Origin of the sequence: Teichococcus wenyumeiae (assembly GCF_003696345.1) — a bacterium.
Lineage (GTDB): Bacteria > Pseudomonadota > Alphaproteobacteria > Acetobacterales > Acetobacteraceae > Pseudoroseomonas > Pseudoroseomonas wenyumeiae.
Genome location: NZ_RFLX01000026.1, coordinates 8,484 through 34,466 on the forward strand (window position 1 = coordinate 8,484; position 25,983 = coordinate 34,466).

The following is a 25,983-nucleotide window of genomic DNA, read 5'->3' on the forward strand; positions in this document are numbered from 1 at the left end:
GATGATCTTCTGGCCGAGCTGGCCGCCCGTGGCCTGCGGCTGGCGGCGGAAGGCGGGCAGTTGCGCGTGCGCGGCCCCCGTGGCGCGGTGGACGACGCGCTGCGCCAGCGGCTCATGGCCGCCAAGGACGCCTTGCTGGCCTACCTGGAGCGGGACGCCATCACCGAAGACGCGCTGCCCCGCGTGGTGCCGGACCCGGCGCGGCGGCATGAGCCGTTTCCGTTGACCGACATCCAGGAGGCCTACTGGGTCGGCAGCGGCCTCGAAGGCGGCGGCGGTTACCATTACTACCTGGAATTCGACGTGCCCGGGCTGGACGTGGCACGGCTGGAGCGTGCCTGGGGCGCGCTGGTGCTGCGGCACGAGATGCTGCGTGCCGTGGTGATGCCGGACGGGCGCCAGCGCATCCTGCCCGAGGTGCCGGCGCCCCGCGTCAGCCGCCACGACCTGTCCGGCCTGGCCGGGGACGAGGCCGAGGAGCGGCAGGCCGCGCTGCGGCGGACGCTGTCGCACCCCGACCGCCCGCTGGACCGGTGGCCGTTGTCGGAGGTGCATGTCAGCCTGCGGGCCGGCGGGCTGGGGCGGGTGCATGTCAGCCTGGGGCTGATCACGCTCGACAGCGGCAGCATGATGATCCTCTTCGCCGAGTGGCAGCGGCTGTACGAGGATGCCGGTGCGGCGCTGCCGCCGCTGCCGACATCGTTCCGCGACTACGTGCTGGCCGAGCGCGCCCTGCAGGGCACCCCGCTGTTCCAGCGGGCCGAGCGCTACTGGCAGCGGCGGGTCGAGGCGCTGCCCCCCGCCCCGGCGCTGCCGCTGGCACCGCGCCAGCCCCGCGCCGCGTCCCGCTTCGGGCGGATGACGGGGTGGCTGCCCGCGCCGGAATGGGCGGCGTTGAAGCAGCGGGCGGTGCGGCACGGGCTCACGCCCTCTGCCCTGCTGCTGGCGGCCTTTTCCGAGATCCTGGCAGGCTGGAGCGAGAGCCCGCGCTTCACCCTGAACCTGACGCTGTTCAACCGCCTGCCGATGGGCGAGGCGATCGGCGCCGTGGTTGGCGACTTCACCTCCGTCACGCTGCTGGAAGTAGACTTCACGGCCCGCCGCCCCTTCGTGGAACACGCGGCGGCCCTGAACCGGCAACTGCGGGAAGACCTCGATCACCGCACCTATCCAGGCGTCCGGGCGCTGAGGGAATGGGCGCGGCGCCAGGGTGTCACCGGCCGCGCACTGGCGCCGGTGGTGTTCAGCAGCACGCTGGTGCTGGACACGGCGCAGGGCTTCAGCCTGGGCCGGCTGTTCGGCGGAACATTGGGCTACGCCATCAGCCAGACGCCGCAATGCGATCTCGACCACCAGCTGATGGAGGATGACGGCGCGCTGGTGTTCCACTGGGACGTGCTGGACGGCCGGTATCCGGAAGGCATGGTGACGGCGATGTTCGGCGCCTACACCGCCCTCCTGTCACGGCTCGCGGCGGGGGACGAGGCTTTCGCCGAGGCGAGGGGGCCGGCCATCCCCGCCGCGCAGCAGTCCCGGCGTGATGCCAGCAACAACACCGCCGCGCCGATGGGGGAGGAAACGCTGTGCGAGCTGTTCGCCCGCCAGGTGGCGTCGCGCGGCGATGCGCCGGCGGTGATCGCGGGCGAGGAGACGCTCAGCTACCGGGAGCTGGACCTGCGCGCCCGCCGCGTCGCGGGCTGGCTGCTGGCGCAGGGTGCCTCGCCGGACGCGCCGGTGGCGGTGGTGATGCGCAAGGGCTGGGCCCAGCCGGTCGCGGTGCTGGGCACGCTGATGGCCGGCTGCGCCTACCTGCCGGTGGATGCCGCCCTGCCGCCTGCCCGCCGTGCCGCACTGCTGCAACAGGCCGGCGCGCGGCAGGTGCTGTGCGACGCCTTGCTGCTGCCAGCCCTGTCGGGCAGCCTGCCATGCCTGGCGGTTGACGCGCAGCCCGCCGATGCCACCGCTGCCGAACCCAGACCGGCGCCGCCGGACGGCCTGGCCTATGTGCTGTTCACCTCCGGCTCCACCGGGCAGCCCAAGGGCGTGATGATCGGGCAGCGCGGCGTGGTGCAGCGGATGCAGGACGTGGTGCGCCGCTTCGGGCTGGGGCCGCAGGACCGCGTGCTGGGCCTGACGGCGCTGCACCACGATCTCTCGGTGTTCGACATCTTCGGCGTGCTGTGCTGCGCCGGCGGAACCCTGGTGCTGCCCGACGCGGACGGGCTGCGGGAACCCGCCCACTGGCGCGCGCTGATGGCGCGGCACGGTGTCACGCTGTGGAATTCGGTGCCCGCTTTCCTGTCCATGCTGGCGGACGAGCTGGAAGCGACCGGGGGCGCGGCCCCGCCCCTGCGCTGGTGCATCCTGTCCGGGGACTTCATTCCGGTGACGCTGCCCGATCGTATCCGCGGCCTGGTGCCGGGGCTGGAGGTCGTGGCCGCCGGCGGGCCCACCGAGACCACGGTCTGGGACATCTGCGACCCCCTGGACGCGGTGGATGCCGGCCTGCCCAGCATCCCCTATGGCCGCCCCATGGCGAATGCACGGTACCATGTGCTGCGCGAGAACCTGGACCCTTGCCCGGACTGGGTGCCGGGGGAGTTGTGCATCGCGGGCGCCGGGCTGGCCCATGGCTACTGGCGGGACGAGGCGGCCACGGCGCGCGCCTTCATCCGCCATCCCGTGACCGGCGAGCGGCTCTACCGCTCCGGCGACATGGGGCGCTGGCTGCCGGACGGGCGGATCGAGATCCTGGCGCGCCAGGACTTCCAGGTGAAGCTGCAGGGCCAGCGCATTGAGCTGGGCGAGATCGAGGCCGCGCTGGAACGGATGCCGGGCGTGGCGCGCGCCGTGGTGACGCTGCAGCGCCTGCCGGCCGGGGAAAGCCGGCTGGTGGCGCATATGGTGCCGGCAGCGGCCCCGCCCGCCGATGCGTGGCGCCTGGAGTTCAAGCTCGGCCAGCCTGGGCTGCGACGCGCGGAGCCAGGGCAGGACGCCCTGCCGCTGCCCACCGTGCCGGAAGAATCCGCCGCCTTTCTGGCGCGGCAGAGCCACCGCCGCTTCACCGGCCGCGCCGTGCCGGCGGCGGCGCTGTCCGGGCTGCTGGCTGGGCTCCGGCAGATGCCGGTTCCGGGGGCGCCGCTGCCCAAGCGCCTGTATCCCTCAGCCGGCAGCCTCTACCCGTTGCAGGCCTACCTGCATGTCCGGCCTGGGGGCGTGGCGGGCGTGCCGGCGGGCTTCCACTATTACGACCCCTCCCGCCACGCGCTGCTGCCGGTGGGCGGGGAGGAAGCCGGCCCCTACGCCGGCAGCAACGCCGCCCTGCTGCGGGAGGCTGCCTTCGTGGTGCTGCTGGTGGGGGCGCTGGACGCGGTGGAGCCCGCCTATCCCGGCGCCAGCCGCGACTTCTGCCTGCTGGAGGCCGGCCATGCCGGGCAGGTGCTGATGCAGCGGGCGGCGGCGCTGGAGATCGGCCTCTGCCCGCTGGGGCAGGGGGTGGAGGAGGCCGCGCTCCGCCGCGCCTGCGGCCTCGGCGACCGGCACGTGCTGGCCTATACGCTGGCCGGCGGCGGCATCGATCCCGCCTGGTCCGGCGCCTGGATGGCCAATGACGCGCCCGGCGCGGCCGAGGCCTGGCACGCGCCGCTGCGCCGGGCGGCGCAGGCGGTGCTGCCCGCCCATATGGTGCCTTCCGCCTTCCGCCGCTGGCCCGCCCTGCCGCTGACCGCCAATGGCAAGCTCGACCGGCGGCGGCTGGCCGAGGCCGGGGCGGGAGAGGAAGCGGCGCCACCCCCGGCGGCGGCCTCGGCGCTGGAGGCAGAGGTGGCGGCCATGCTGGGCGCGCTGCTCGGCACCGGCCCGGTGGACCCGGCGGCGCCGTTCTTTGACCTGGGGGCGAGTTCCGTGACGCTGGTGCAGTTGCGCAACCGGCTGCAGGCCGAATGCGGCCTCACCGTGCCCATGGCGGAGATGTTCGGGCGTGGCAGCGTGCGGCTGCTGGCCCAGTGGCTGGAAGAAGCAGGCGCCGCCATGCCGGCGCGGCCAGCGATGCCCCGGGCGGAGGCGGTATCGTGAGCAGCGCGCGCGACATCGCCATCATCGGCATGAGCGGCCGCTTCCCCGGCGCCCCCGACACCGCGCAGCTCTGGGACAACCTGCTGCAGGGGCGGGACGGCATCACGCGGCCCGATCGGGCGGCGCTGCTGGCGGCGGGGGTGCCGCAGGCGGTGCTGGACCGGCCCGGCTTCGTGCCCGCCGCGCCGCTGCTGGAAGAGATCGACCGCTTCGACGCCGCCTTCTTCGGCATCAGCCCCCGGGAAGCCACGACGCTGGCGCCCGCCATCCGGCTGTTCCTGGAGTGCTGCTGGGAAGCTTTCGAGAATGCCGGGCGTGTGCCCGGCGGCGCGGTGGGCGTGTATGCCGGCGCCAACATGAGCCAGTACTGGCGGCTGGGCGCGCATGGCTTGGAGCCCGGGCTGGAGCAGATCCTCGGCAATGACAAGGACTACCTCGCCACCCATGTCGCCTACCGCCTGAACCTGAAGGGGCCGGCACTGTCGGTGCAGACCGCCTGCTCCACCTCGCTGGTGGCGGTGCATATGGCGGCCGAGGCCTTGTTGTCGGGGCAGTGCGACATGGCGCTGGCCGGCGGCGCCACCGTGCGCGTGCCGCACGACCCCGGGTACCAGTGGACGCAAGGCAGCATCCTCTCCCCGGACGGCGTGTGCCGGCCCTTCGATGCCGCCCCCAGCGGCCCGGTCTTCGGCAGCGGCGTCGGCGTCGTGCTGCTGAAGCGGCTGGGGGATGCGCTGACGGATGGCGACCCGGTGCGGGCGGTGATCCGCGGTTCCGCCATCAACAACGACGGCGGCGGCAAGGCGGGCTTCACCGCGCCGGGCCTGGAGGGGCAGGCGGCGGTGGTCGCGCAGGCCCTGGCCCGCGCCGGCGTGCCGGCCCGCAGCATCTCCTACATCGAGGCGCATGGCACGGGCACCGCGCTGGGCGACCCCATCGAGGTCGCCGCGCTGACCCGCGCCTTCCGGCAGAACACGGCGGAGAGCGGCTTCTGCCGCATCGGCTCCGTGAAGGGCAACCTCGGACACCTGGAGACGGCGGCCGGGGTCGCCGGCCTGATCAAGACCGTGCTGGCGCTGGAACACCGGGAGCTGCCGCCGAGCGTGCATTATGCGGCGCCGAACCCGGAGATCGACTTCGCCGCCACCCCCTTCGTGGTGAACGCAGCACGCTGCCCCTGGCAGGCGGAGGGCCCGCTGCGGGCGGGCGTCAGCTCCTTCGGCATGGGTGGCACCAACGCGCATGTGGTGCTGGAGGAAGCGCCCCCGCGCGCCGTGCCGGACCTGGATAACCGGCCGCAGTTGCTGCTGCTCTCCGCGCGCACGCCCACGGCGCTGGCACGCATCGGCCGCGCCCTGCTGGCGCAGCTGCGCCGGCAACCCGACCTGCGGCTGGCGGACGTGGCCCATACCCTGGCCGCGGGGCGCGCCCGCCTGCCGCTCCGGCGAGCGCTGGTCTGCGCCTCGGTCGAGGAACTGGCCACGCTGCTGGAAACGCCGACGCCCGCTGTCCGCCCGAAGGCCGGGCCCCCGCCTCATCTGGGCCTGGTGCTGGACGGCGCGCTGCCGCCCTCCCTGGCCCGCGCGCTGCACGCCGAGGACGACACCTTCCGCGCGGCGGCGGACGAGGCCCTGGCGGCCTGTGGCCTGACCCCCGACGCCTTTCAGGACCCGCTGCCGCCCGCTGCGGCGTTTTGCGCTGGCCATGGGCTGGCGAGGCTGCTGGCCGCCTGGGGGCTGCCGCCCGCCGCCCTGGCCGCCGGCACGCCCTGGGCCCTGGCCCTGCGGTCCTGCCTGGAAGGGCGCCTCACCCTGCCCGAAGCCGCCGCGCTGGCCTGTGCGAAGGGTACGCCGCCTTCCGCCGCAATGGCGCCGGAACAGGCGGGCGGGATCTGGGTCGACCCTTCCGCACTGCGCCTGAATGGCGGTGCCGCCTGGGCGGGGCGCCATGCCCTGCTGCAACTGGTGGCGCACCTCTGGACCCAGGGGTTGGAACCGCTGCCGGGTGCCCTGGCCGGGGTGTCGGCCCGCCGCGTGGCCCTGCCGACCTATCCCTTCGAGCGGCAGCGATTCTGGGTGGAGGCGGCCCCACAGCCCGTCGCCGTGGCGGAGCCGCCTGCCGTTGCAGCGCCAACTTCGGCCAGCGCGCCGGATGCCCGCAGCATCCGGCTGGTCTTGCAGCAGATCGTCGGCCATGCGCTGCACCTGCCGCCCGAACAGGTCTCACCTGACCGCGACTTCATCGAGATGGGCGCGGATTCCCTGGTGCTGGTGGAATCCGTGCAGGAGATCGAGCGCCGGCTGGGCCTGCGCGTGCCCGTGCGCGACCTGTTCGAGACCACCACCACCGTGTCCAGCTTGGCGCGGGCCCTGGCCACGCGGCTGGCGGCGGCTCCAGTTTCGGCGGCGTCACCACCACCCACTCTAGCGGCCATGCCGGTGCCTGCCGCCGCGCCCTCCATCCCGGCTCCGCCGCCAGACACCGTGCTGGACGACCCCCGGCAGCAGCAGCACGTCGCCGCGCTGGTGGCGCGCTATACCGCGCGCACGGCGGCCTCCAAGCGTCTGGCGGCGGAGAAGCGGGCGGGGCTGGCCGACGTGCGGGCCGCGGCGGGCTTCAAGCTGCTGATCAAGGAGATGCTCTACCCGATCGTGGTGGAGCGTGGTGACGGCGGGCACGTCACCGACGTGGACGGCAACGACTACGTGGACGTGACCATGGGCTTCGGCGTGCGCCTGTTCGGCCACCGCGCCGCGTTCCTGGACGCCGCGTTGCGCGACCAGTTGGACCGCGACGCGCCGCTGGGGCCGGAGAACCGCGACACCGGCGACGTCGCCGCCTTGCTGCGGCGGATGACGGGGATGGAGCGGGTCGCCTTCTTCACCACCGGCACGGAAGCGGTGATGACCGCCCTGCGGCTGGCCCGTGCGCGGAGCGGGCGGGACGGGTTGGTGCTGTTTAAGGGGTCCTATCACGGCCATGCCGATGCGACGCTCGGCATCGGCCTGCCCGACGGCCGCGCCGCGCCGCTCTCCGCCGGCGTGCCCTCCACCACGCTGCAGCACCTGACCATTCTGGACTACGGCAGCGAGGATGCGCTGCACCGCATCGAGGCGCAGGCCGCCCATCTGGCGGCGGTGGTGGTGGAACCGGTGCAGAGCCGGCATCCGGACCGCCAGCCGCAAGCTTTCCTGCAGGCGCTGCGGCGGATCACGCAGCAGCACGGCATCGCCCTGATCTTTGACGAGATGATCACCGGCTTCCGGATCGGTGCCGGGGGCGCCCAGGCCTGGTTCGGGGTGGAGGCGGACATCGCCGCCTACGGCAAGATCGTGGGCGGCGGCATGCCGGTGGGCGTGGTCGCCGGCAAGGCTGCGTGGATGGACGGGCTGGACGGCGGTGCGTGGCGCTTCGGCGATGCGACCTATCCGGAGAAGCCCGCCATCTTCTATGCCGGCACCTTCAACAAGAATCCCTGGACCATGGCCGCCGCGCGCGCGGTGCTGGCGGAGATCGACGCGCGAGGCCCGGCGCTGTTCACCGCGCTGAACCGCCGCACCACCTGGCTCGCCACCGCGCTGAACGCGTTCTTCGCGCGGGAAGGCGTGGCGCTCGAGGTCGTCCACTTCGCGTCCCTGTTCCGCTTCCGCGTGGGCGGGCTGGCGGACCTCTTCTTCTTCCACATGATCGCGAGCGGCATCTACATCTGGGAAGGCCGCAACTGCTTCCTGGCCGCGGCGCATGACGACGCGGATGTGGAGCGCATCATGGCGGCCGCGCGCGACAGTGCCCTGGCCCTGCGCGCGGACGCCTTGCTGGACGCGGCGCCCCCCGCGCCACGCCACCCCGTCACCGCCGCGCAGGCGCAACTGCTGCTGTTGGAGCGGATCGACCCCGATGCCGCGCTGGCCTACAACATTCACCTGACGGCCCTGCTGTCCGGCCCGCTGGACGAGGACGCGTTGCAGCTGGCGGTCGCGGCCCTGGTGCGGCGGCACGAAGTGCTGCGCAGCCGTTTCCCTGACAGCGCGGATGCGCGCGTGGCGGAGCCGTTCCTCTGGGTGCCGCTGCAGCGCCACGACCTGGCGCCGGAAGCGGTGGACGGCTGGTTCGCCGGCGAGGCATCCCGCCGCTTCGACCTGGCGGAAGGCCCGCTGCTGCGCGCACAGCTGTTGCGGCTGGGGGCGGGGTCGGCGCAACTAGTGCTGTCCCTGCCGCACATCATCGGGGACGGCGTGACCCTGAACCTGCTGCTGCGGGAACTGGTACAGCTCTACGAGGGCGAGCGGGCGGGCCGCGCCGCCGGGCTGCCGGAGCCCGTGCCCTTCCATGCCTACACAGCCTGGCTGGAAGCCCGCCGCCCTGCCTCGGCCACGGATCTCGCATGGTGGCGGCAACAGCTTGCCGGGCCGCTGCCGGTGCTGAACATGCCGCTGGACCATCCTCGGCCGGCGGTGCGGCGGCACGCGGCGGCTGTGGCGACCACCCGCATGGATATCGCCCTGGCGACGGCGCTGCGGCGGGCTGGCGGCACGCGGCGCGCCACCTTCCTGATGCTGTGCCTGGCGGCATGGCAGGCGCTGCTGCACCGGATCAGCGGCGATGACGACCTGATCGTCGGCGTACCCACCGCCGGGCGCGGCATGCCGGGCAGCGAGGCGATGGCCGGATATTGCACGCACCTGCTGCCCGTTCGCAGCCGCCCCCTGGCCGGCGCGCGTTTCGCCGACCTGCTGGAAGCCACCCGCGCCACGCTGCTGGATGCCATGGCGCATGGCGATCTCCCGTTCGCGGAGCTGCTGGACGCGCTGGCCCTGCCGCGGGACGCGTCGCGCACGCCACTGCTGTCCACCACCTTCAACCTGGACCACCCCCCGGCAGCGGCCACGATGGATGGCGTGACCCTGCAGGTGGTGCCGCCGCCGGTGCATCATGCCAGCTACGAGCTGGCGCTGAACATCACCGAACTGGATGACGGGCCCGTCGTGGAATGCCGCTACCACACCGCCCTGTTCGACCCCGCGCGGATCCAGGCCCTGTTGCGGCAATACGAGACGGTGCTGCGCCAGGTGGCGGCCGACCTGGAGGTGCCGCTGGCATCGCTCGACCTGTCGCGAGGGGAAGCGGCGCTGCCCGACCCCGCGGCACCGCTTGCGGAGCCGTCCTACCCTGGCGTGCTGGCGCTGCTGCTGCGCCAGCCGCCCGATGCCATCGCCATCCGGGACGCGGAACGCGCGTGGCGGTACGCGGAGGTGACGGAGGAAGCCCAGGGCATCGCCCGGATGCTGGTGGCCCATGGCGTGCGGCCCGGGGACCGTGTGGCGCTGCTGGCGCCGCGCGATGGCCGGCTGGCCTGTGCTATGGCGGGAACCTGGCTGGCAGGCGCCGTCTTCCTTTGCCTGGACGCGGCCCTGCCGCCGGCGCGCCTGCAGGCCATGGCGGAGGCCGCCGGCGCTGGTTGGGTTCTGGACCTGCATGCCACGCCGTCCACGGTGCCCGCCGGGCCGACGCACCTGCACGCCCCTTCCGGCAGCGTTTGGCCGGAAGCCGGGTTGCCGGCGATGCCGGCCGGAGACGACCCGGCCTACATCGTCTTCACCTCCGGCACCACGGGCCGGCCGCGCGGCATCCTGGGCACGCACAAGGGGGTGGCGCAGTTCCTGGACTGGCAGCGCCAGCGCTTCGGCATCGGCCCGGCGGACCATGTGGCGCAACTCGCCGCCCCGTCCTTCGACGTGCTGCTGCGGGACGTGTTCCTGCCATTGACCACGGGCGCCACGCTGCATGTCCCGCCGCCCGCCGTGGCGGATGACCCTGCCGGCCTCGCCGCATGGCTGGCAGCCAGTGGCGTCACCGTGCTGCATGCAGTGCCATCGCGCGCACGGGGGTGGCTGGCGGCGGCCCCGGTGGGCGGCTGGCCGCAACTGCGCCGCACCTTCTTCTCGGGGGAAGCGCTGGACCCCGGGCTGGCCCGCGCATGGCGGGCAGCCTGCGCGGCCGAGGCGCTGGTGGTGAACTTCTACGGCAGCACCGAGACCACCATGATCAAGGGCTACCGCGTGCTGGACGAGGGCGGCCCCCTGCACGCCGTGCTGCCGATGGCTGACACCCAGATGCTGGTGCTGCGAGACGGCCAGCCCTGCGGCGTCGGCGAAGCAGGAGAGGTGGTGGTCCGCACGCCTTTCCGCAGCGCCGGCTATCTGGAAGGCGGCGCGGCCGCGACCTTCGTGCCCAGCCCCTTCCGTTCAGCGGACATGCTGTATCGCAGCGGCGACACCGGCCGCTTCCGCGTGGATGGTTCGGTCGAGATCCTGGGCCGGCTGGACGAGCAGGTGAAGATCCGGGGCGTGCGGGTGGAGCCTGCCGAGGCGCGCCTGGCGCTGGAGGCACACCCGGCCGTGGCACAGGCGGCCGTGCTGGCCTGGCCGGGTGCGGCAGGGCCGGAACTGGCCGCCTATGTCGTTCCGGCGGCAGATGAGGACCCGGCCCCCGCGGCGCTGCGGGCCTTCCTGGCCGCCCGGCTGCCGGCCGCCGCCGTGCCGGGATGCGTGACACTCCTGCCCGCGCTGCCGCTGCTGCCGAACGGCAAGCTGGATCGCCACGCCCTGCCGCCGCCACAGGCCGCGTCGCCCGTGGCGGTGGTGCCACCGCGTGGCGCGATGGAAGCACTGCTGCTGCGGGCATGGCACGACGTGCTGCCAGGCGTCCCGCCGGGTGTGGAGGATGACGTGTTCACGCAGGGCGCCAACTCGCTCGGCGCGACCCAGCTGGTATCGCGCCTGCGGGGGCTGCTGGGGCTGGAACTGCCGCTGACGGCGGTGTTCGAGAACCCGACGGTGGCCGCACTGGCGCGGCATGTCGAGATGCGGCAGGCGCTGGCGGCGGTGATGGCCGATCCGGCCGAGATGGATGACGGAGAACTGATCGGTCCATGACGGTCGCTGAACTGCTGCAGGCCCTGCGCCGCCACGGTGCGCAGATCGCTGTGCAGGACGGCGCGCTGCGCCTCAAGACAACGGCGGAACTGCCCGCGGTGCTGCGCGATACGCTGGCGGCGCAGCGGGACGCGCTGGTGGCCTTGTTGCGCGATGCGCCCGCCGCGTCCGCCCAGCGGCCTATTCCGCCCGCCCCGCCCGCCACGCCGCTGCCGCTGTCCTTCGCCCAGCAACGGCTCTGGTTCCTGCACCAGTGGCAGGGCAACAGCCCCCTCTACAACGAGGCTGTGGCGCTGCGGCTGGAGGGCGTGCTGGACCTTCCCGCGCTGGAGGAGGCGCTGCGCGAGGTGGTACGCCGCCACGCCGTGTTCCGCACCAGCTTCGAAGCCGCCGGCGATGTTCCGCAGCAGCGCATCGCGCCCACCGCCACCCTGGCGCTGCGCGTGCAGGACCTTTCGGCAGCCGCGACCGAGGAGGCGATAGCCGAGGAAGCCGCGCGCCCCTTCGATCTCGGCCGCGACCTGATGCTGCGCGCCACGCTGTTCCGGCAGGATGCCGAAACGGGCGTGCTGGTGCTGGTGATGCACCACATCGCCTGCGACGGCTGGTCCTCCGCCGTGCTGGTGCGGGAATGGACGACGCTCTACGCCGCTTTCCGCCAGGGGGAACCATCCCCGCTGCCGCCCCTGCCCATCCAGTACGCTGACTTCGCCGCCTGGCAGCGCGACCCCGCGCGGCGCCCGCTGCTGGACCGCGACCTGGCCTGGTGGAAGCAGCACCTGTCCGGGGCACCCGGCACCATCCCCCTGCCCACGGACCGGCCGCGCCCGGCGCGCGAAACCTTCAGCGGCGCCCGGCACGACTTCATGCTGGACGCTACCACCACCACCGCGCTGCGGCAGCTGGGGCGGGACTGCAAGGCCACGCCCTTCATGGTGCTGTCCGCCGGCTTCAACCTGCTGCTGCAGCGCTACAGCGGGCAGGATGACCTGGTGGTGGGCACCCCCATCGCCAACCGTGACCGGCAGGAACTGGAAGGGCTGGCGGGGTTCTTCGTCAATACGCTTGCCCTGCGCAGCGATCTTTCGGGCGACCCGTCCTTGCGCGCACTGCTGGACCGGGTCCGGCGGGTAGCGCAGGACGCCTTCGCGCATCAGGCATTGCCGTTCGAGCAGCTGGTGGAGGCGCTGGCACCGCGCCGCAGCCTCAGCCACGCGCCGCTGTTCCAGGTGATGTTCAGCCTGCGCAACGCGCCGCAGGCGCCGCTGGCGCTGCCGGGCCTGCGGGTGACGCCGCTTCCGCTGCCCTGCCGCACCGCCAAGTTCGACCTGCTGCTGTTCCTGCACGAACAGGACGGCGGGCTGGCCGGCAGCTTCGAATACAACACCGACCTGTTCGACGCCGCCACGGTCGCCCGCATGGCTGGCCACCTGTGTCACCTCCTGGCTACCGCTTCCGCGCGCCCGGACGTACCGCTCTCCACCTTGCCCATGCTGCCGGACGCGGAGCGGGATGCCGCACTGGCCGCCGGGCGTGGCGCGCGGACGGATTATCCAAGAAACGAAGCACTGACGGCGTTGTGGGCGCGGCAGCTGAGGCGCACGCCTGATGCGCCCGCGATCCGCGCGCCGGATGCCTGCCTCAGCTATGCCGGGCTGGACAACATGGCGCGCGGCATCGCGGCGCAGCTGGTGCGGCATGGCGCGCGGCCCGGCGAGTTCACCGGCATCGCCCTCGGCCGCTCGGCGGCCCTGGTGGGCGGCATCCTGGGCATCCTGATGGCTGGTGGCGCCTATGTGCCACTCGATCCCGCCTATCCACGGGAGCGGCTGGCCTTCATGCTGGCCGATGCCGGCATCCGCCATGTGGTCACGGACCGCGCCCACGCGGCCGCCCTGGCCGGCCTGCCGGTGACGCTGCTGTTGCTGGATGAGGCGGAGAAAGCCGCCCCGCCGCTGTCCCTCCCGCCGCCGGCCGGGCCACTGGACCCCGCCTGCGTGATGTACACCTCGGGCTCCACCGGCCGTCCAAAGGGCGTGGTGGTGCCGCACCGGGCCGTGGCGCGGCTGGTCTGCGGCACGGACTACCTGGACTTCCCCGCCATCCGCCGCATGGCGCACCTGTCCAACACCGCCTTCGATGCCGCGACCTTCGAGATCTGGGGCGCGCTGCTGCATGGGGCCGAGTTGGTGGTCGTGCCGCAGGACACGCTGCTGGCGCCCGACGCCTTCACGGCGGCGTTGCGGCGGGACGGCATAGACACCCTGTTCCTGACAGCGGCGCTGTTCCATCGCATGGCGGCCGAGCGGCCAGACGCCTTCGGCGGTGTCGCCCAGATGCTGGTCGGGGGAGAACCCGTTTCCCCCGCCGCCATCCGCCGGGTCATGGAATCCGGCGCGCCGCCGCGCCGCATCAGCAACGCCTACGGCCCCACGGAAGCCACCACCTTCGCCGTCTCCGGCCCCTTCTCCTTGCCGGCAAGCGAGGGGCAGGCGGTTCCGATCGGGCGCCCCCTGGCCAATACCGAGGCGCATGTCCTGGACCCCGCGGGCCAGCCGCTGCCGCCGGGCATCTGGGGCGAGCTGTGGATCGGCGGGAACGCGCTGGCCCTTGGCTACCTGAACCGGCCGGAACTGACGGCGGAGCGTTTCGTGGACACGCCGCTCGGCCGCCTCTACCGCAGCGGGGACCGCGCGCGGCGGCGGCCGGACGGGCAGGTGGAACTGTCCGGACGGCTCGACCGGCAGATCAAGCTGCGCGGGTACCGCATCGAGCCGGGGGAGGTGGAGGCGGCGCTGGCCTGCCACCCGGGCGTGCGCGACGCGCTGGTGGCGGTGCATGACGCGGGGAAGGCCGATGCGCGGCTCGTCGCCTACGTCCTGCCAGACCATCCCGGGCATGACGGTGCCGGCGCCGAGCACGTGCAGCAATGGGAAACCCTGTTCGACGCGACATACCGCGAGGACACTTCCACCCGCACCGCCAGCCCGCTGGCCCCCGCCGATCCCGCCCTCAACTTCCGGGGATGGGAGAGCAGCTACACCGGCGCGCCCATCCCGGCCGACGAGATGCGGGAATGGCTGGACCACACGCTGGCCGAGATCGAGGCGCTGGCGCCCGCGCGGGTGCTGGAGATCGGCTGCGGCACCGGCCTGCTGCTGGCACGGCTGGCGCCGGCGCGGGAAGCCTATGTCGGCACCGACTTCTCCCAGGCGGCGCTGGACGGCATCGCGGCGCTGCGCCGCGCGCGGCCGGAACTGGCGCATGTGCATCTGGCGCGCCAGATGGCGGATGACCTGGCAGGGCTGCCGGAAGGCGGCTTCGACCTGGTGGTCATCAACTCCGTCGCCCAGTACTTCCCCAGCCTGGATTACCTGCTGCAGGTGCTTCGCGCCGCCGCCACGCGGCTGCGGCCGGGGGGGCGCATCTATCTGGGTGATCTGCGCAACGCCGACCTCGACCTGGCCTTCCACGCTTCCGTGCAGGCGGCGCGGGCCGAGCCGGGTACGACGCTGGCCGAGCTGGGCCGGCAGGTGCGCGACGCGCTGGCCGATGAGGAGGAGCTGCTGGTGGCCCCGGCGCTGCTGCACGACATCGGCCGCCACGTGCCGGGGCTGGGCTGCGAGCGGGTGAGCCTGAAGCGCGGGCGGTTCCACAACGAACTGACCCGCTTCCGCTACCAGGCTGTTCTCAGGCGGGACATGCCGCCGCCCCTGCCAGCGGTGGCCCATGCCGTGGAATGGGCGGCGGACCGCCCGGGCCTGCCGGCCGTCCGCGCCATGCTGGCGGCGCGGCCGGCGGCGCTGGTGCTGCGCGGCATCGCCAATGCCCGGCTGGGGCGGGAAGCCGCGCTGCTGGAAGCCCTGGCCGAGCCGGCGGAGGCGCCGCTGCCTCCGCCCCGGTCGCAGGGGCTGGACCCCGAGGCGCTGCACGCGCTGGGCGAGGCGATGGGCTATGCCGTCGCCACCACCTGGTCCGGGGCAGGGGCCGATGGCGCCTTCGACGCCGCGTTCCACCGTGCCGGCCCGGCCGCGCCGCTGCTGGCCCGCCCGCATTCGGCCATGGTTCCGGCGCGGGAAGCGCTGGCCAGCAATCCCCTGCTGGGCAAGCTCAGCCGGCGGCTGGGGCCGGTGCTGCGGGACCATCTGCGCGCCGCGCTGCCCGAGCACATGGTGCCCGGTGCCATCGTGTTTCTCAGCCGCTGGCCATTGACGCCGAACGGGAAGGTGGACCGCGCGGCCCTGCCGGACCCGGCCCGCGTCCGCCGCCCCGCCGCGGGCACGGCGCCGCCGGCCGGGCGCACGCAGCAGCGCGTGGCCGCCGTGTGGCGGGCTGTGCTGGGGCTGGACAGCCTCGGCGCCGACGAGAACTTCTTCGAGATCGGCGGCCATTCCCTGCTGGCCACGCAGATCGTGTCCCGGCTCCGGCACGAGTTCGGCGCGCCGCTGGGTCTGCGCGACTTCTTCGCCGCGCCCACCGTCGCCGCGCTGGCGCAACACCTCGACAGCCTCGCCGCCCCGCCGCCCGCCGCGGGCGAGCAGGAGGAGTTTCTGCTGTGACCAGCCCCTGCATCGAGGATTTCCTCGAAGTCCTTTCGCGCGCCGGCGTCGTGCTGGCCGTGGAGGGAGACCGCCTCCGCCTGCGCGCCGCCCCCGGCGTGCTGAACGACGCGCTGCGGGCGGAGATCGCGGCGCGCAAGCCGGAACTGCTGCGGGCGCTCGGCCGGAATGAGGGCATCCGCGCGGCAGACCCCCGGCCGGCACGGCTGCCGCTGTCCTTCGCGCAGCAGCGGCTGTGGTTCCTGGACCAGATGATGGGGCCGGGCCCCACCTACAACATCTCCAGCGCCCTTCGCCTGCGGGGCGCGCTGGACGCCGCCGCCATGGCGGCCGCGTTGTCCGGGATCGTGGCGCGGCACGAGGTGCTCCGCACCCGCTTCGTGGCCGAGGACGGCCAGCCCTTCCAGCAGGTGATGCCGGCATTCCCCGTGCCGCTGCCGCAGCGCGATATCGGCGATGTCGGAGATGCCGCCCTTCGTGCCGTGATTGTCGAGATTATCGCGCAGTCCTTCGACCTTGCCCAGGCACCCCTGTTGCGCGCCACGCTGGTGCGCCTGGGTGAGCAGGACCATGTGCTGGTGCTGCTGGTGCACCACATCGCCGCCGATGGCTGGTCGATCGGCCTTCTGACGGATGAGCTGGGCGCGCTCTACGCCGCCTTCGCGCGTGGCGAGGCGTCCCCGCTGCCGCCGCTGGCGTTGCAATACGCCGATGTGGCGCTGTGGCAGCGGGGCTGGCTGCGCGGCGCGGAGCTGGAGCGGCAACTCTCCTTCTGGCGCGACCGACTGGCCGGTGCCCCGGCGCTGCTGCACCTGCCGACCGACCATCCCCGGCCGCCGCGCGAGAGCTTCCGCGGCGCCCATGCCGGCTTCCGCCTGCCGCACGCCTTGGCGGAGGATCTGAAGGGACTGGCGCGCCGCCTCCGCACCACCTTGTTCACCGTGCTGGCGGCCGGGTTCTTCACGCTGCTGCACCGCTACAGCGGGCAGGACGACATCGTCGCCGGCACGCCCATCGCCAACCGCCACCGGCGGGAGGTGGAACCGCTGGTCGGGTTCTTCGTCAATACGCTGGCGCTGCGCGCCAGGGTGGATGGCGCCATGCCCTTCGAGGCGCTGGTGCGGCAGTTGAGCGAAACCGCCCGCGATGCCTTCGACCACCAGGACCTGCCGTTCGAGCGGCTGGTGGAGGAACTGGCACCGGAGCGGGACATGAGCCACGCGCCGCTGTTCCAGACCGCCTTCGCCTTGCAGAATGCGCCCCGGCCGCCCCTCCGGCTGGCCGGGCTGGAGATCGAGCCGCTGCCGCTCGACAACGGCACGGCGAAGTTCGACCTGTTCCTGTCGATGCAGGAGGAGGACGGGGCGCTGGCCGGGGTATGGGAATACGCCACCGACCTGTTCGAGCCCGGCAGCATCGACCGCTTCACGCGCCACCTCCAGGCGATCCTGGCGGCGGCGGTAGCCAACCCCGCCGGCGCCGTCGGCACATTGCCCATGCTGTCCGAGGCGGAGCGGCACCAGCAGTTACAGGAATGGAACGCGCCGCCGGTCCCGGCAGCCACGGTGCACAGCTTTCCCGCCCGCTTTCAGCGCCGCGTGGCGGAAGCGCCCGGCGGCGTCGCCCTGGCGGAAGGGCCGCGCGTGCTGCGTTACGCGGAACTCGATGCCGCCGCCGCCGCCCTCGCGGCGCGGCTGCGCGCGGCGGGCGTGGCGCCCGGCATGTTGGTGGGGCTGTGCCTGGAGCGCGGCGCGGACGCCTTTATCGCCATTCTGGCCCTGATCAAGGCGGGGGCCGCCTGGCTGCCGCTGGACCCCGACTATCCCGCCGCGCGGCTGTCCTTCGTGCTGTCGGACGCCGGGGTTCCGCTGGTGCTCACGCGCGACGCGCTGCTGCCGCGCCTGCCGGCGCCAGGAAGCTGGCAGCCCCTGTGCCTGGAGCGGCTGCCGGAAGGCCCGGCCCTGGCGCCCCATGACCCGGCGCCGGACGACCTGGCCTATGTGATCTACACCTCCGGCTCCACGGGCCAGCCCAAGGGGGTGATGCTGACGCATGGCGGGCTCGGCAACCTCGCCGGCGCCGTGGCGTGGCGGTTCGGCGCCGGGCCGGGGGACCGGGTGCTGCAATTCGCGTCCCTCAGCTTCGATGCCTCGAGCTGGGAGATGGTCATGGCGCTGGGCAGCGGCGCCTGCCTGGTGCTGCCGCCGGCCCGCCCGTTGCCAGACTGCGCTTTCGCCGAATGGATGGCCGAGGCGGGCATCACCCACGCGACGCTGCCGCCCTCCTTTCTCGCCGCCCTGCCCAATGCGCCCCTGCCGGCGCTGCGGGAACTGGTGCTGGCGGGGGAGGCGCTGCCGCAGCCGCTGCTGGCGCGCTGGGCACCCGGGCGGCGCCTGACCAACGCCTATGGCCCCACCGAAACCACCGTCTGCGCCACGGCCGGCACCTGCGGGGCCGGGGAGGCAGTGACGATCGGCCGACCCATCGACAATGTCGTGGCGCTGGTTCTCGGGCCGCAGAACCAGTTGCTGCCGGTGGGCGCGGTGGGGGAATTGGCGGTCGGTGGTCTCGGGGTCGCGCGCGGCTATCTCGGGCGGCCGGAGCTGACGGCGGAGCGCTTCATCGCCAACCCCTACGGCCCTGGCCGGCTGTACCAGACCGGCGACCTGGCGCGGCACCGCCCGGACGGGCGCCTGGACTATGTCGGCCGCGCCGACCACCAGGCCAAGCTGCGCGGCTTCCGCGTGGAGCCGGGGGAGGTGGAGGCGGCGATCCGCCGCTGCGACGGCGTGGCCGACTGCGTGGTCGTGGCGCGGGAGGACGTGCCGGGCGAGAAACGCCTCGTCGCCTATGTGCAGCCGCTGCCGGACCATGCCGTGGAAGGGACGGAACGGCGGGACAGCTGGCGCACGCTGTTCGACAGCCTCTACCGGGACATGGCGGCGGGCGACTTCAACATCGCCGGCTGGAACAGCTCCTATGACGGCCAGCCGATCCCTGCCGGGGAGATGCGGGAATGGCTGGACCACACGGTGGCCGAGATCCTGGCGCTGCGCCCGCGGCGGGTCCTGGAGATCGGCTGCGGCAGCGGGCTGGTGCTCGCGCGGGTGGCGCCGCTCTGTGCCGCCTACCATGGCACCGACATCGCGGCGGATGCGCTGCGGAGCGTGGCGGCGCTGTGCGAGGCGCGGCCGGAGCTCGCGCATGTGACGCTGGAACAGCGCGGCGCCGAGCAGATCGGCGGCCTGCCGGGCGGCTACGACCTCGTGGTGCTGAACTCGGTGGTGCAGTACTTCCCTGGCATCGACGACCTGCGGCGGCTTCTGCTGGCGGTGGTGCCGCTGCTGGCGCCGGGCGGCCGCGTGTTCCTGGGGGATCTGCGCCATCACGGGCTGATGGAGGCGCTCCAGGCCTCGGTCGCGGTGCATGCGGCGGGGGATGACACCACCCGCGCCGCGCTGCGCGAGCGTGTCCGCCGCCGCATGACGGAGGAGGAGGAGCTCTACGTCGACCCCGCCTTCTTCGCCGCGCTGCTGCCGGACCTGCCGGGCCTGGAGGAAGCGCGCATCCGCGTCAAGCGTGGCGCCGCGCGCAACGAGCTCAGCGCCTTTCGCTACCAGGCGGTGCTGGGCCCCGCCGCCGAGGGCACGCCGCTGGCGGCGGAGCTGCACTGGAGCCGCGACCGCCTGGGATTGGCGGCGCTGGCGGCACGGCTGGAAGACGGCACCGCACCCTTCGCGGTGGAGGGCATCCCCAACGCGCGGCTGGCGGCGGAAGCGCAGCTGCTGCGCTGGTTGCAGCAGCCGGGAGAGGCCACGCTGGAGGAATGGCGGCGCCAGCCTGTGCCTGCCGGCATCGAGCCCGAGGCGCTCCATGCCCTGGCGGCGCGGCATGGCTGGGCGCTGGAGCTGGCCACAACAGCCGGCGACCCCTGCGCGATGCGCGCCGTGTTCCACCGGGGCGCACCGCCCGCCCTTCCCGTCGCCGCCGGGGTGAGGGGGGACTGGTTGCGCTTCGCCAATGATCCGCTGCTCGGGCGCGCCAGCCAGCGGCTGGCCCCCATGCTGCGGCAGGCCTTGCGGGACACGTTGCCCGACTACATGCAGCCCGCCGCGACCGTGATGCTGGCGCGGCTGCCGCTGACACCCAACGGCAAGGTGGACCGCGCCGCGCTGCCGCCGCCCGGCGGCCAGCCTGTTGCCGCGACCGTGCCGCCGTCCACGCCGGCGGAGGCGGTGCTGGCTGGCATCTGGCGGGACCTGCTGCGGCTGGACCAGGTCGGCATCCACGACAACTTCTTCGAGTGCGGCGGCGATTCCATCCTGTCCATCCAGGTGATCTCCCGCGCCCGGGCCGCCGGGCTGCGGCTGAGCCCGCGCGACCTCTTCGCGCACCAGACCATCGCCCGGCTGGCGGCGGTGGCCACGGAGGATGCCGTCCCCACCGCCGAGCAGGACGCCGTGGTGGGCCCCGCCGCCGCCACGCCGATCCAGCACTGGTTCGCCGAGACCGTGGCGCCGGACCCGCACCACTTCAACCAGTCTCTGCTGGTGACGCTGCGTCCGGACTTCGATGCCGCCCTGCTGCCCGGCGTGCTGGACGCCCTGCTGCGTCACCACGATGCACTGCGCAGCCGTTTCCCCGGCCCCGGCCCGGAGCCCGAGATCCTGCCGGCCATGGACGCGGCGGGGGGCGCCGCGCTGATCGACCGGCACGACCTTTCCCTGCTGCCGGAGGACGCGCGGGCCGGGCGGCTGCGCGCCCTCTGCGCCGCCCTGCAGGCCAGCCTGGACCCGCGCGGCGGCCCGCTGCTGCGCCTGGCGCTGTTCGACATGGGCCCGGACGCGGCGCCGCTGCTGTTCTGGACCATGCACCATCTGGTGGTGGACGCCGTGTCCTGGCGCATCCTGCAGGAGGATTTCACCGCGGCCTACGCCCTGCTGGCGCGGGGGGAGGCCGTGGCGCTGCCGCCCAAGACCACCTCCGCCCGCGTCTGGGCGGCCATGCTGGAGCGGGAGGCCGAGGCGCCCACCACGCAGGCCGAGCTGCCCTACTGGCGGGAAGCGGTGTCCGTTGACGCGCCCGCCCTGCCGCGGGACTTCGCCGGCGACAACACCGTGGCGTCGGAAGCGGTGGTGGTGGCGCGGCTGGCGGAGGCGCCAAGCCGGGAGCTGCTGGGCCGTGCCCAGGCCGCCTACCGCACCCAAGGGCAGGAACTGCTGCTGGCGGCGCTCCTAGGCGTCCTGCGGGACTGGACGGGCGCGGATGCCGTGCGGCTGGACCTGGAGGGCCATGGCCGCCAGGGCGGCCCGGCGGAGGCCGACCTGTCCCGCACCGTCGGCTGGTTCACGGCGCTGTACCCGCTGCGGCTGGCGGCGGCGGGCGACGATGCCGCCGCGCTGATCGTCGCGGCCAAGGAGCAGTTGCGCGCCGTGCCCCGCCACGGCCTGGGCTTCGGGCTGCTGCGCTACCTCCGCCGCCACCCGGCGCTGCTGGGGCAGCGCGGGTCGGAACTGTGCTTCAACTACCTGGGCCAGACCACCGTGCCGCGGGATGGTGAGCTGGTGACGGGCGTGCCGGAGCTGGACAGCGGCCCGATCCACGCGCCGCGCCAGCACCGCCCCTACCTGATCCAGGTGAACGCCGCCTTCACTGGCAGGCGGCTCGTGTTCCGCTGGCACTACAGCCGCGCCGTGCATGCCGAGGCCACGATCGAGAAGCTGGCGGAGGCGATGCTGCGGCGGCTGGAAGCGCTGGCGGCGCATTGCCTGTCGCTGCCCGCCCCGGTGCCCACGCCCGCCGACTATCCCGCCGCGACGCTGACGGGCGCCGAACTGGCCTCGCTTCCCCTCGACACGGAGGTGGAGGATGTCTGCGACGCCACGCCGCTGCAGGAGGGGATGCTGTTCGAATCCCTCTCATCCCCCGGAGCCGGCAGCTACCTGGAGCAGGTGGTGCTGGAACTACAAGGCCCGCTGCGGGAGGATGCCCTGCAAGCCGCGTGGCAGGAGCTGGTGAAACGCCATGCCGTGTTGCGAACCGCTTTCCACTGGGAAGCGCAGGCACGGGTGAGGCAGGTGGTGCGCCGGCGGGCCACGCTGCCCTTCCTGCGCGAGGACTGGCGCGGCCTGCCCGGGGCGGTGCGGGAGCGGCGGGTGGAGGACTGGCTGGCCGCCGACCGCCGCACGCCCTTCGACCCCGCCCGCCCACCCCTGATGCGCCTGGCGCTGCTGCGGGCGGAAGAAGCCCGGTGGCACATGGTCTGGACCACCCACCACGCTTTGATGGATGGTTGGTGCATTCCGGTGCTGATGCGGGAACTGCGCGCGCTCTACGCGGCCGCTGTGCGCGGCACGCCCGCCGCGCTGCCGCCGGCGCCGGACTGGCGTGACTTCCTGCGCTGGCGGCGTGCGCGGGACGGCGATGCGCTGCTGGCCTTCTGGGGCGCGGAACTCGGGGATGTGGAGGCGCCGACACGCCTGGCCGCCTTGCCCGCCGCAAGCCACGGTATGCCCCGCCGCTGCAACACCCTGCGGCTGGAACTGCCGGCCCGCACCGCGACGGCGCTGGAAGGCACCGCCCGCGCCGCGCGCGTCACGCTGAACACCCTGCTGCAGGCCGCCTGGGCCCTGCTGCTGGGCCACGAGACCGGAACCACGGACGTGCTGCACGGTACCACCGTGTCCGGCCGGCCGGCTGACCTGCCGGGCGTGGAGAACATGGTGGGGTTGTTCATCAACACCCTGCCGGTGCGCACGCGGCTGGACTGGTCCCTGCCGGTGCGGGACTGGGTGGAAGCCCGCCACGCCGCGCAGGTCGCCATGGAGCAGCATGGCAGCCTGCCGCTGCGCGACATCCTGGCCTGCGCGCCCGGCGTGCCGCGCGGAACACCGTTGTTCGACACGCTGCTGGTGTTCGAGAACTTCCCCTTTGACGCTGCCGAGCAGCGCCCATCCCTGGATACTGACGTTGCGGTATCCGGCTTCTCCGCCACGGGCGAGACCAGCTTCCCTCTCACCGTGGTGGCCAGTGCCCGCGCCGGGCGCCTGGCCTTGCGCATGACCTTCGACGAGGCCTGCCTCGACGCCGCGCGGGTGGAAACCCTCGCCGCGCGCCTGCGGGCGCTGCTGGACCGGCTGGCCGAGGGGCTGGAGGGCACGGTCGGCGAACTGCTGCCTTACGACGAGGCCGGGCGCGCGGCGCTGTTGTCCGCGGGGCAGGGCGCCACCCGCATCTGGGCCGGCCCGCCCGACCTGCCAGCGCTGTTCGCCGCCCACCGCGCCGCGGCACCGGATGCCGTCGCCCTGCTGGACGGCGCCTCCACCTGGACCTACGCCATGCTGGACGCCGCTGCCGCAGGCTTGGCGGCGCGGCTGGCGGCGGCGGGCCACCTGGCAGGCAGCCCGGTGGGCCTCTTGCTGGACCGTGGCGCGGGCTTCGTGGCGGCGGTGCTGGCGGCCTGGCGGCGCGGCGCGCCGTTTGTGCCGCTAGACCCGCGCTGGCCGGCCGCGCGGCTGGAGGAACTGGCAGCGCAGGCCGGCATCGGCCATGTGGTCACCGACGGGGGCGCGATCCCGGTGCTGGCGGGAACGCGGCGCATCCTTGCCGCGGATGCCGCCGCCGACGCGGCGCAGGCTCCCCCAGTGGTGGGCGGGACGCTGGCCTATGTGATCTTCACCTCCGGCTCCACCGGGCGCCCCAAGGGCGTGCGCGTCGGTCACCGGCAACTGCACAACTACCTTCACGCCCTGGCCGAGCGGCTGGGGCTGGAGGCCGGCGGCCCGCAGCCCTGCTTCGCCACCACCGCCGGCTTCGCCGCGGACCTGGGCTACACCGCCCTGTTTGGCACGCTCTGCACAGGCGGCCGCCTGCTGCTGGTGGAGGAAGCGCTGGCCACCGATCCGGACGCGCTAGCCGCCCTCTTCCGCGCACAGCCTGTGGATTACCTGAAGACCGTGCCCTCCCATTTTGCGGCCCTGCTGTCCGCGCGGGATGCGGCCGCGCTGCTGCCGCGCCGCGCCCTGATCTGCGGCGGCGAAGCACTGCCCTGGGCGCTGGTGGACCGTGCCCGCGCCTTGTCTCCTTCCACGGCGGTGTTCAACCACTACGGACCCACCGAAACCACGGTGGGCGCGGTGGCCGGCCGGGTGGATGCGCTGCCTGCCCATGCGCGGGCGGGGGAAACGGCGCCGCTCGGTCAGCCGCTGGCCAATATGGCGGTGACGCTGCTGAACGGCGCCGGCCAGCCGGTGCCGGCGGGTGCGCCTGGGGAGATCGTGCTGTCCGGCGTGCAGGTGGCGGAGGGCTATCTGGACGGCACCGAACCGGGCGGCTTCCGGCCCGGCGCGGTGCCGGCCTACCGGACGGGGGACCTGGCGCGGCGCCTGCCGGATGGCACCCTGCTTTATCTCGGCCGGGCCGACCGGCAGGTGAAGATCCGTGGCTACCGCGTGGAGCCGGAAGAGCTAGCCGCCGCCCTGCGCCGGCAGCCGGGCGTGCGGGACGTGGCGGTGGTGGCGTCGCCGGCGCCGGCCGGCGGGCAGCGCCTGCTGGCCTATGTCGTCCCCGCCGGCGCGGAGCCGGAGGGATGGGCCGACACGCTGCTGGCCGTCCTGCGCGACAGCCTGCCGGAGTTCATGCTGCCCGCAGCCGTGGTGCCGCTGCCGGCCATGCCGCGGCTGGGCAATGGCAAGCTGGACACCCAGCGCCTGCCGCAGCCCGAGCCCGCCGCCCACCGCGCCGCCGGGCCGCGCAATGTGGTGGAGGCGGCGCTGCTGCCCGCCTTCGCCGCGGTGCTGCGGGCGCCCTGCGCCGGAGTGAGCGACAACTTCTTCGACCTGGGCGGCGATTCCATCCTGGCCATCCAGATCGTCGCCCGGGTGCGGCAGGCCGGCTGGGTAGTGACCACGCGGCAGATCTTCACGCACCAGACCGTCGCCGAGCTGGCCTTCGTGGCAAGCCCCGCCGATGCGGCGGCGACGGCTGCGGATACCGGAGCGCCCGCGCCGCCGACGCCGATCCAGCGCCGCTTCCTGCAACTCGGCCTGGCCAACCCTGCGCACTACAACCAGGCCATGATCTTCGCCGCACCGCCGGACGCCACGCCGGAGGTGCTGCGCCCGGCGCTTGCCGCGGTGATCGCGCGGCACGACGCACTGCGGATGCGGCTGTCCGACTACGGCCCCGCCGCACAGCTGCTGTTCGGGGACGCGGAGGATGCCGGGAGCATCCTCCGCGTGCTCGACCTGCCCGGGGCGGAAGCGGTGGCGCTGGAAGCAGCGCTGGCCGCGGCCCAGGGCGGGCTGGACCCGGTGGCCGGACCCTTGATGCGGATGACCCTGGTGCGGCGCGGCGGCGGCCTGCCGCCGCTGCTGCACTGGGCTATCCACCATCTGGCGGTGGACGGCGTGTCCTGGCGCATCCTGCTGGCCGAGCTGGATACCGCCTGCCGGCAGCTTCGCGCCGGGCAACCGGTGGTGCTGCCGCCGGTCACGATGTCCTTCGCGGGCTGGGCACGGCTTCTCCAGGCCCATGCCACCTCGGCCGCCGTGGCGGCCGAGCTGCCCTACTGGATCGCCGCCGGCAGCGCGGACGGCGCCGCACCGCCGCCCGCCGACCACGCGCTGGCGCCGGATACCGTTCTGCAGGCCCGCCGTGTTTCCGTTGCGCTGGATGCGGCGGAAACCGATGCGCTGCTGAAGCGGGCGCCGGCCGCCTACAATACCCAGGTCAATGACCTGCTGCTGGCGGCGCTCGCGCGCGCCATGCGCGCGGCCACCGGCCAGGCGGCGCTGCGCGTGGACCTGGAAGGCCATGGGCGCGAGCCACCGGACGAGGCGGCCGACCTGTCGCGCAGCGTGGGCTGGTTCACCAGCCTGTTCCCGCTGCGCCTGACGCTGCCGCCGCGCGGCTGGGCCGACGACCCCGGCGCCGACATCCGCGCGGTGAAGGAAGCGCTGCGGCGCGTGCCGGGCAGGGGCATCGGCTACGGCCTGCTGCGCTACGGCGCCGGGGCGGCGGCGCTGCAGGCCCAGCCGGCGGCCCCCATGGTGTTCAACTACCTCGGCCAGTTCGACAGTCTTTCCGATGGCGGGGCCGATACCCTGCTGGCGGGGGAGGCCGGCACCGGCGCCGGCCCGATGCGGGACCCGCGCCAGCACCGCGTCTACCCGATCGAGGTGAATGCACTGGTGCTGGCCGGGCGGCTGCGGCTGTCCCTGGACTACCCCGCCGGCCGCTACGCCGCCGCGACCGCGCAGGGCTGGGCGGAGGCGATCATGGCGGAGCTGCGGCTGCTGCTGGAACACTGCCTGGCCGATGGCACGGGCGGCCACACCGCCAGCGACTTCGAGATGGCGGGCATGGATGACGCGGACCTGGCGCGGCTGGCCACACTGATGGGCAAGGACCACTGA

The 25,983-nt window shown here is 73.8% G+C and carries 4 protein-coding genes; all 4 read left to right on the plus strand.

The window, feature by feature from the left end:
- Positions 1-9: 9 nt before the first annotated feature.
- From EBE87_RS22075 to EBE87_RS22090, 4 genes are read left to right on the plus strand one after another with little or no spacing between them, the layout of a single operon-like run.
- The gene (locus EBE87_RS22075) at positions 10-4,074 is read left to right on the plus strand and encodes a non-ribosomal peptide synthetase (RefSeq protein WP_267898271.1); all 4,065 of its coding nucleotides are present in this window, start codon (positions 10-12) and stop codon (positions 4,072-4,074) included.
- Positions 4,071-11,009, plus strand: a complete 6,939-nt coding sequence (locus EBE87_RS22080) for a hybrid non-ribosomal peptide synthetase/type I polyketide synthase (RefSeq protein WP_158601003.1) — start codon at positions 4,071-4,073, stop codon at positions 11,007-11,009. Before EBE87_RS22075 ends, EBE87_RS22080 begins: the two co-directional genes overlap by 4 nt.
- Complete coding sequence (locus EBE87_RS22085) at positions 11,006-15,568, plus strand: non-ribosomal peptide synthetase (RefSeq protein WP_122140119.1); 4,563 nt, start codon at positions 11,006-11,008, stop codon at positions 15,566-15,568. Before EBE87_RS22080 ends, EBE87_RS22085 begins: the two co-directional genes overlap by 4 nt.
- Positions 15,565-25,983 carry a non-ribosomal peptide synthetase gene (locus EBE87_RS22090; RefSeq protein ID WP_122140120.1) on the plus strand — a complete coding sequence of 3,473 codons (10,419 nt, stop codon included), beginning with the start codon at positions 15,565-15,567 and terminating at the stop codon, positions 25,981-25,983. The genes EBE87_RS22085 and EBE87_RS22090 overlap by 4 nt, the downstream gene beginning before the upstream one ends.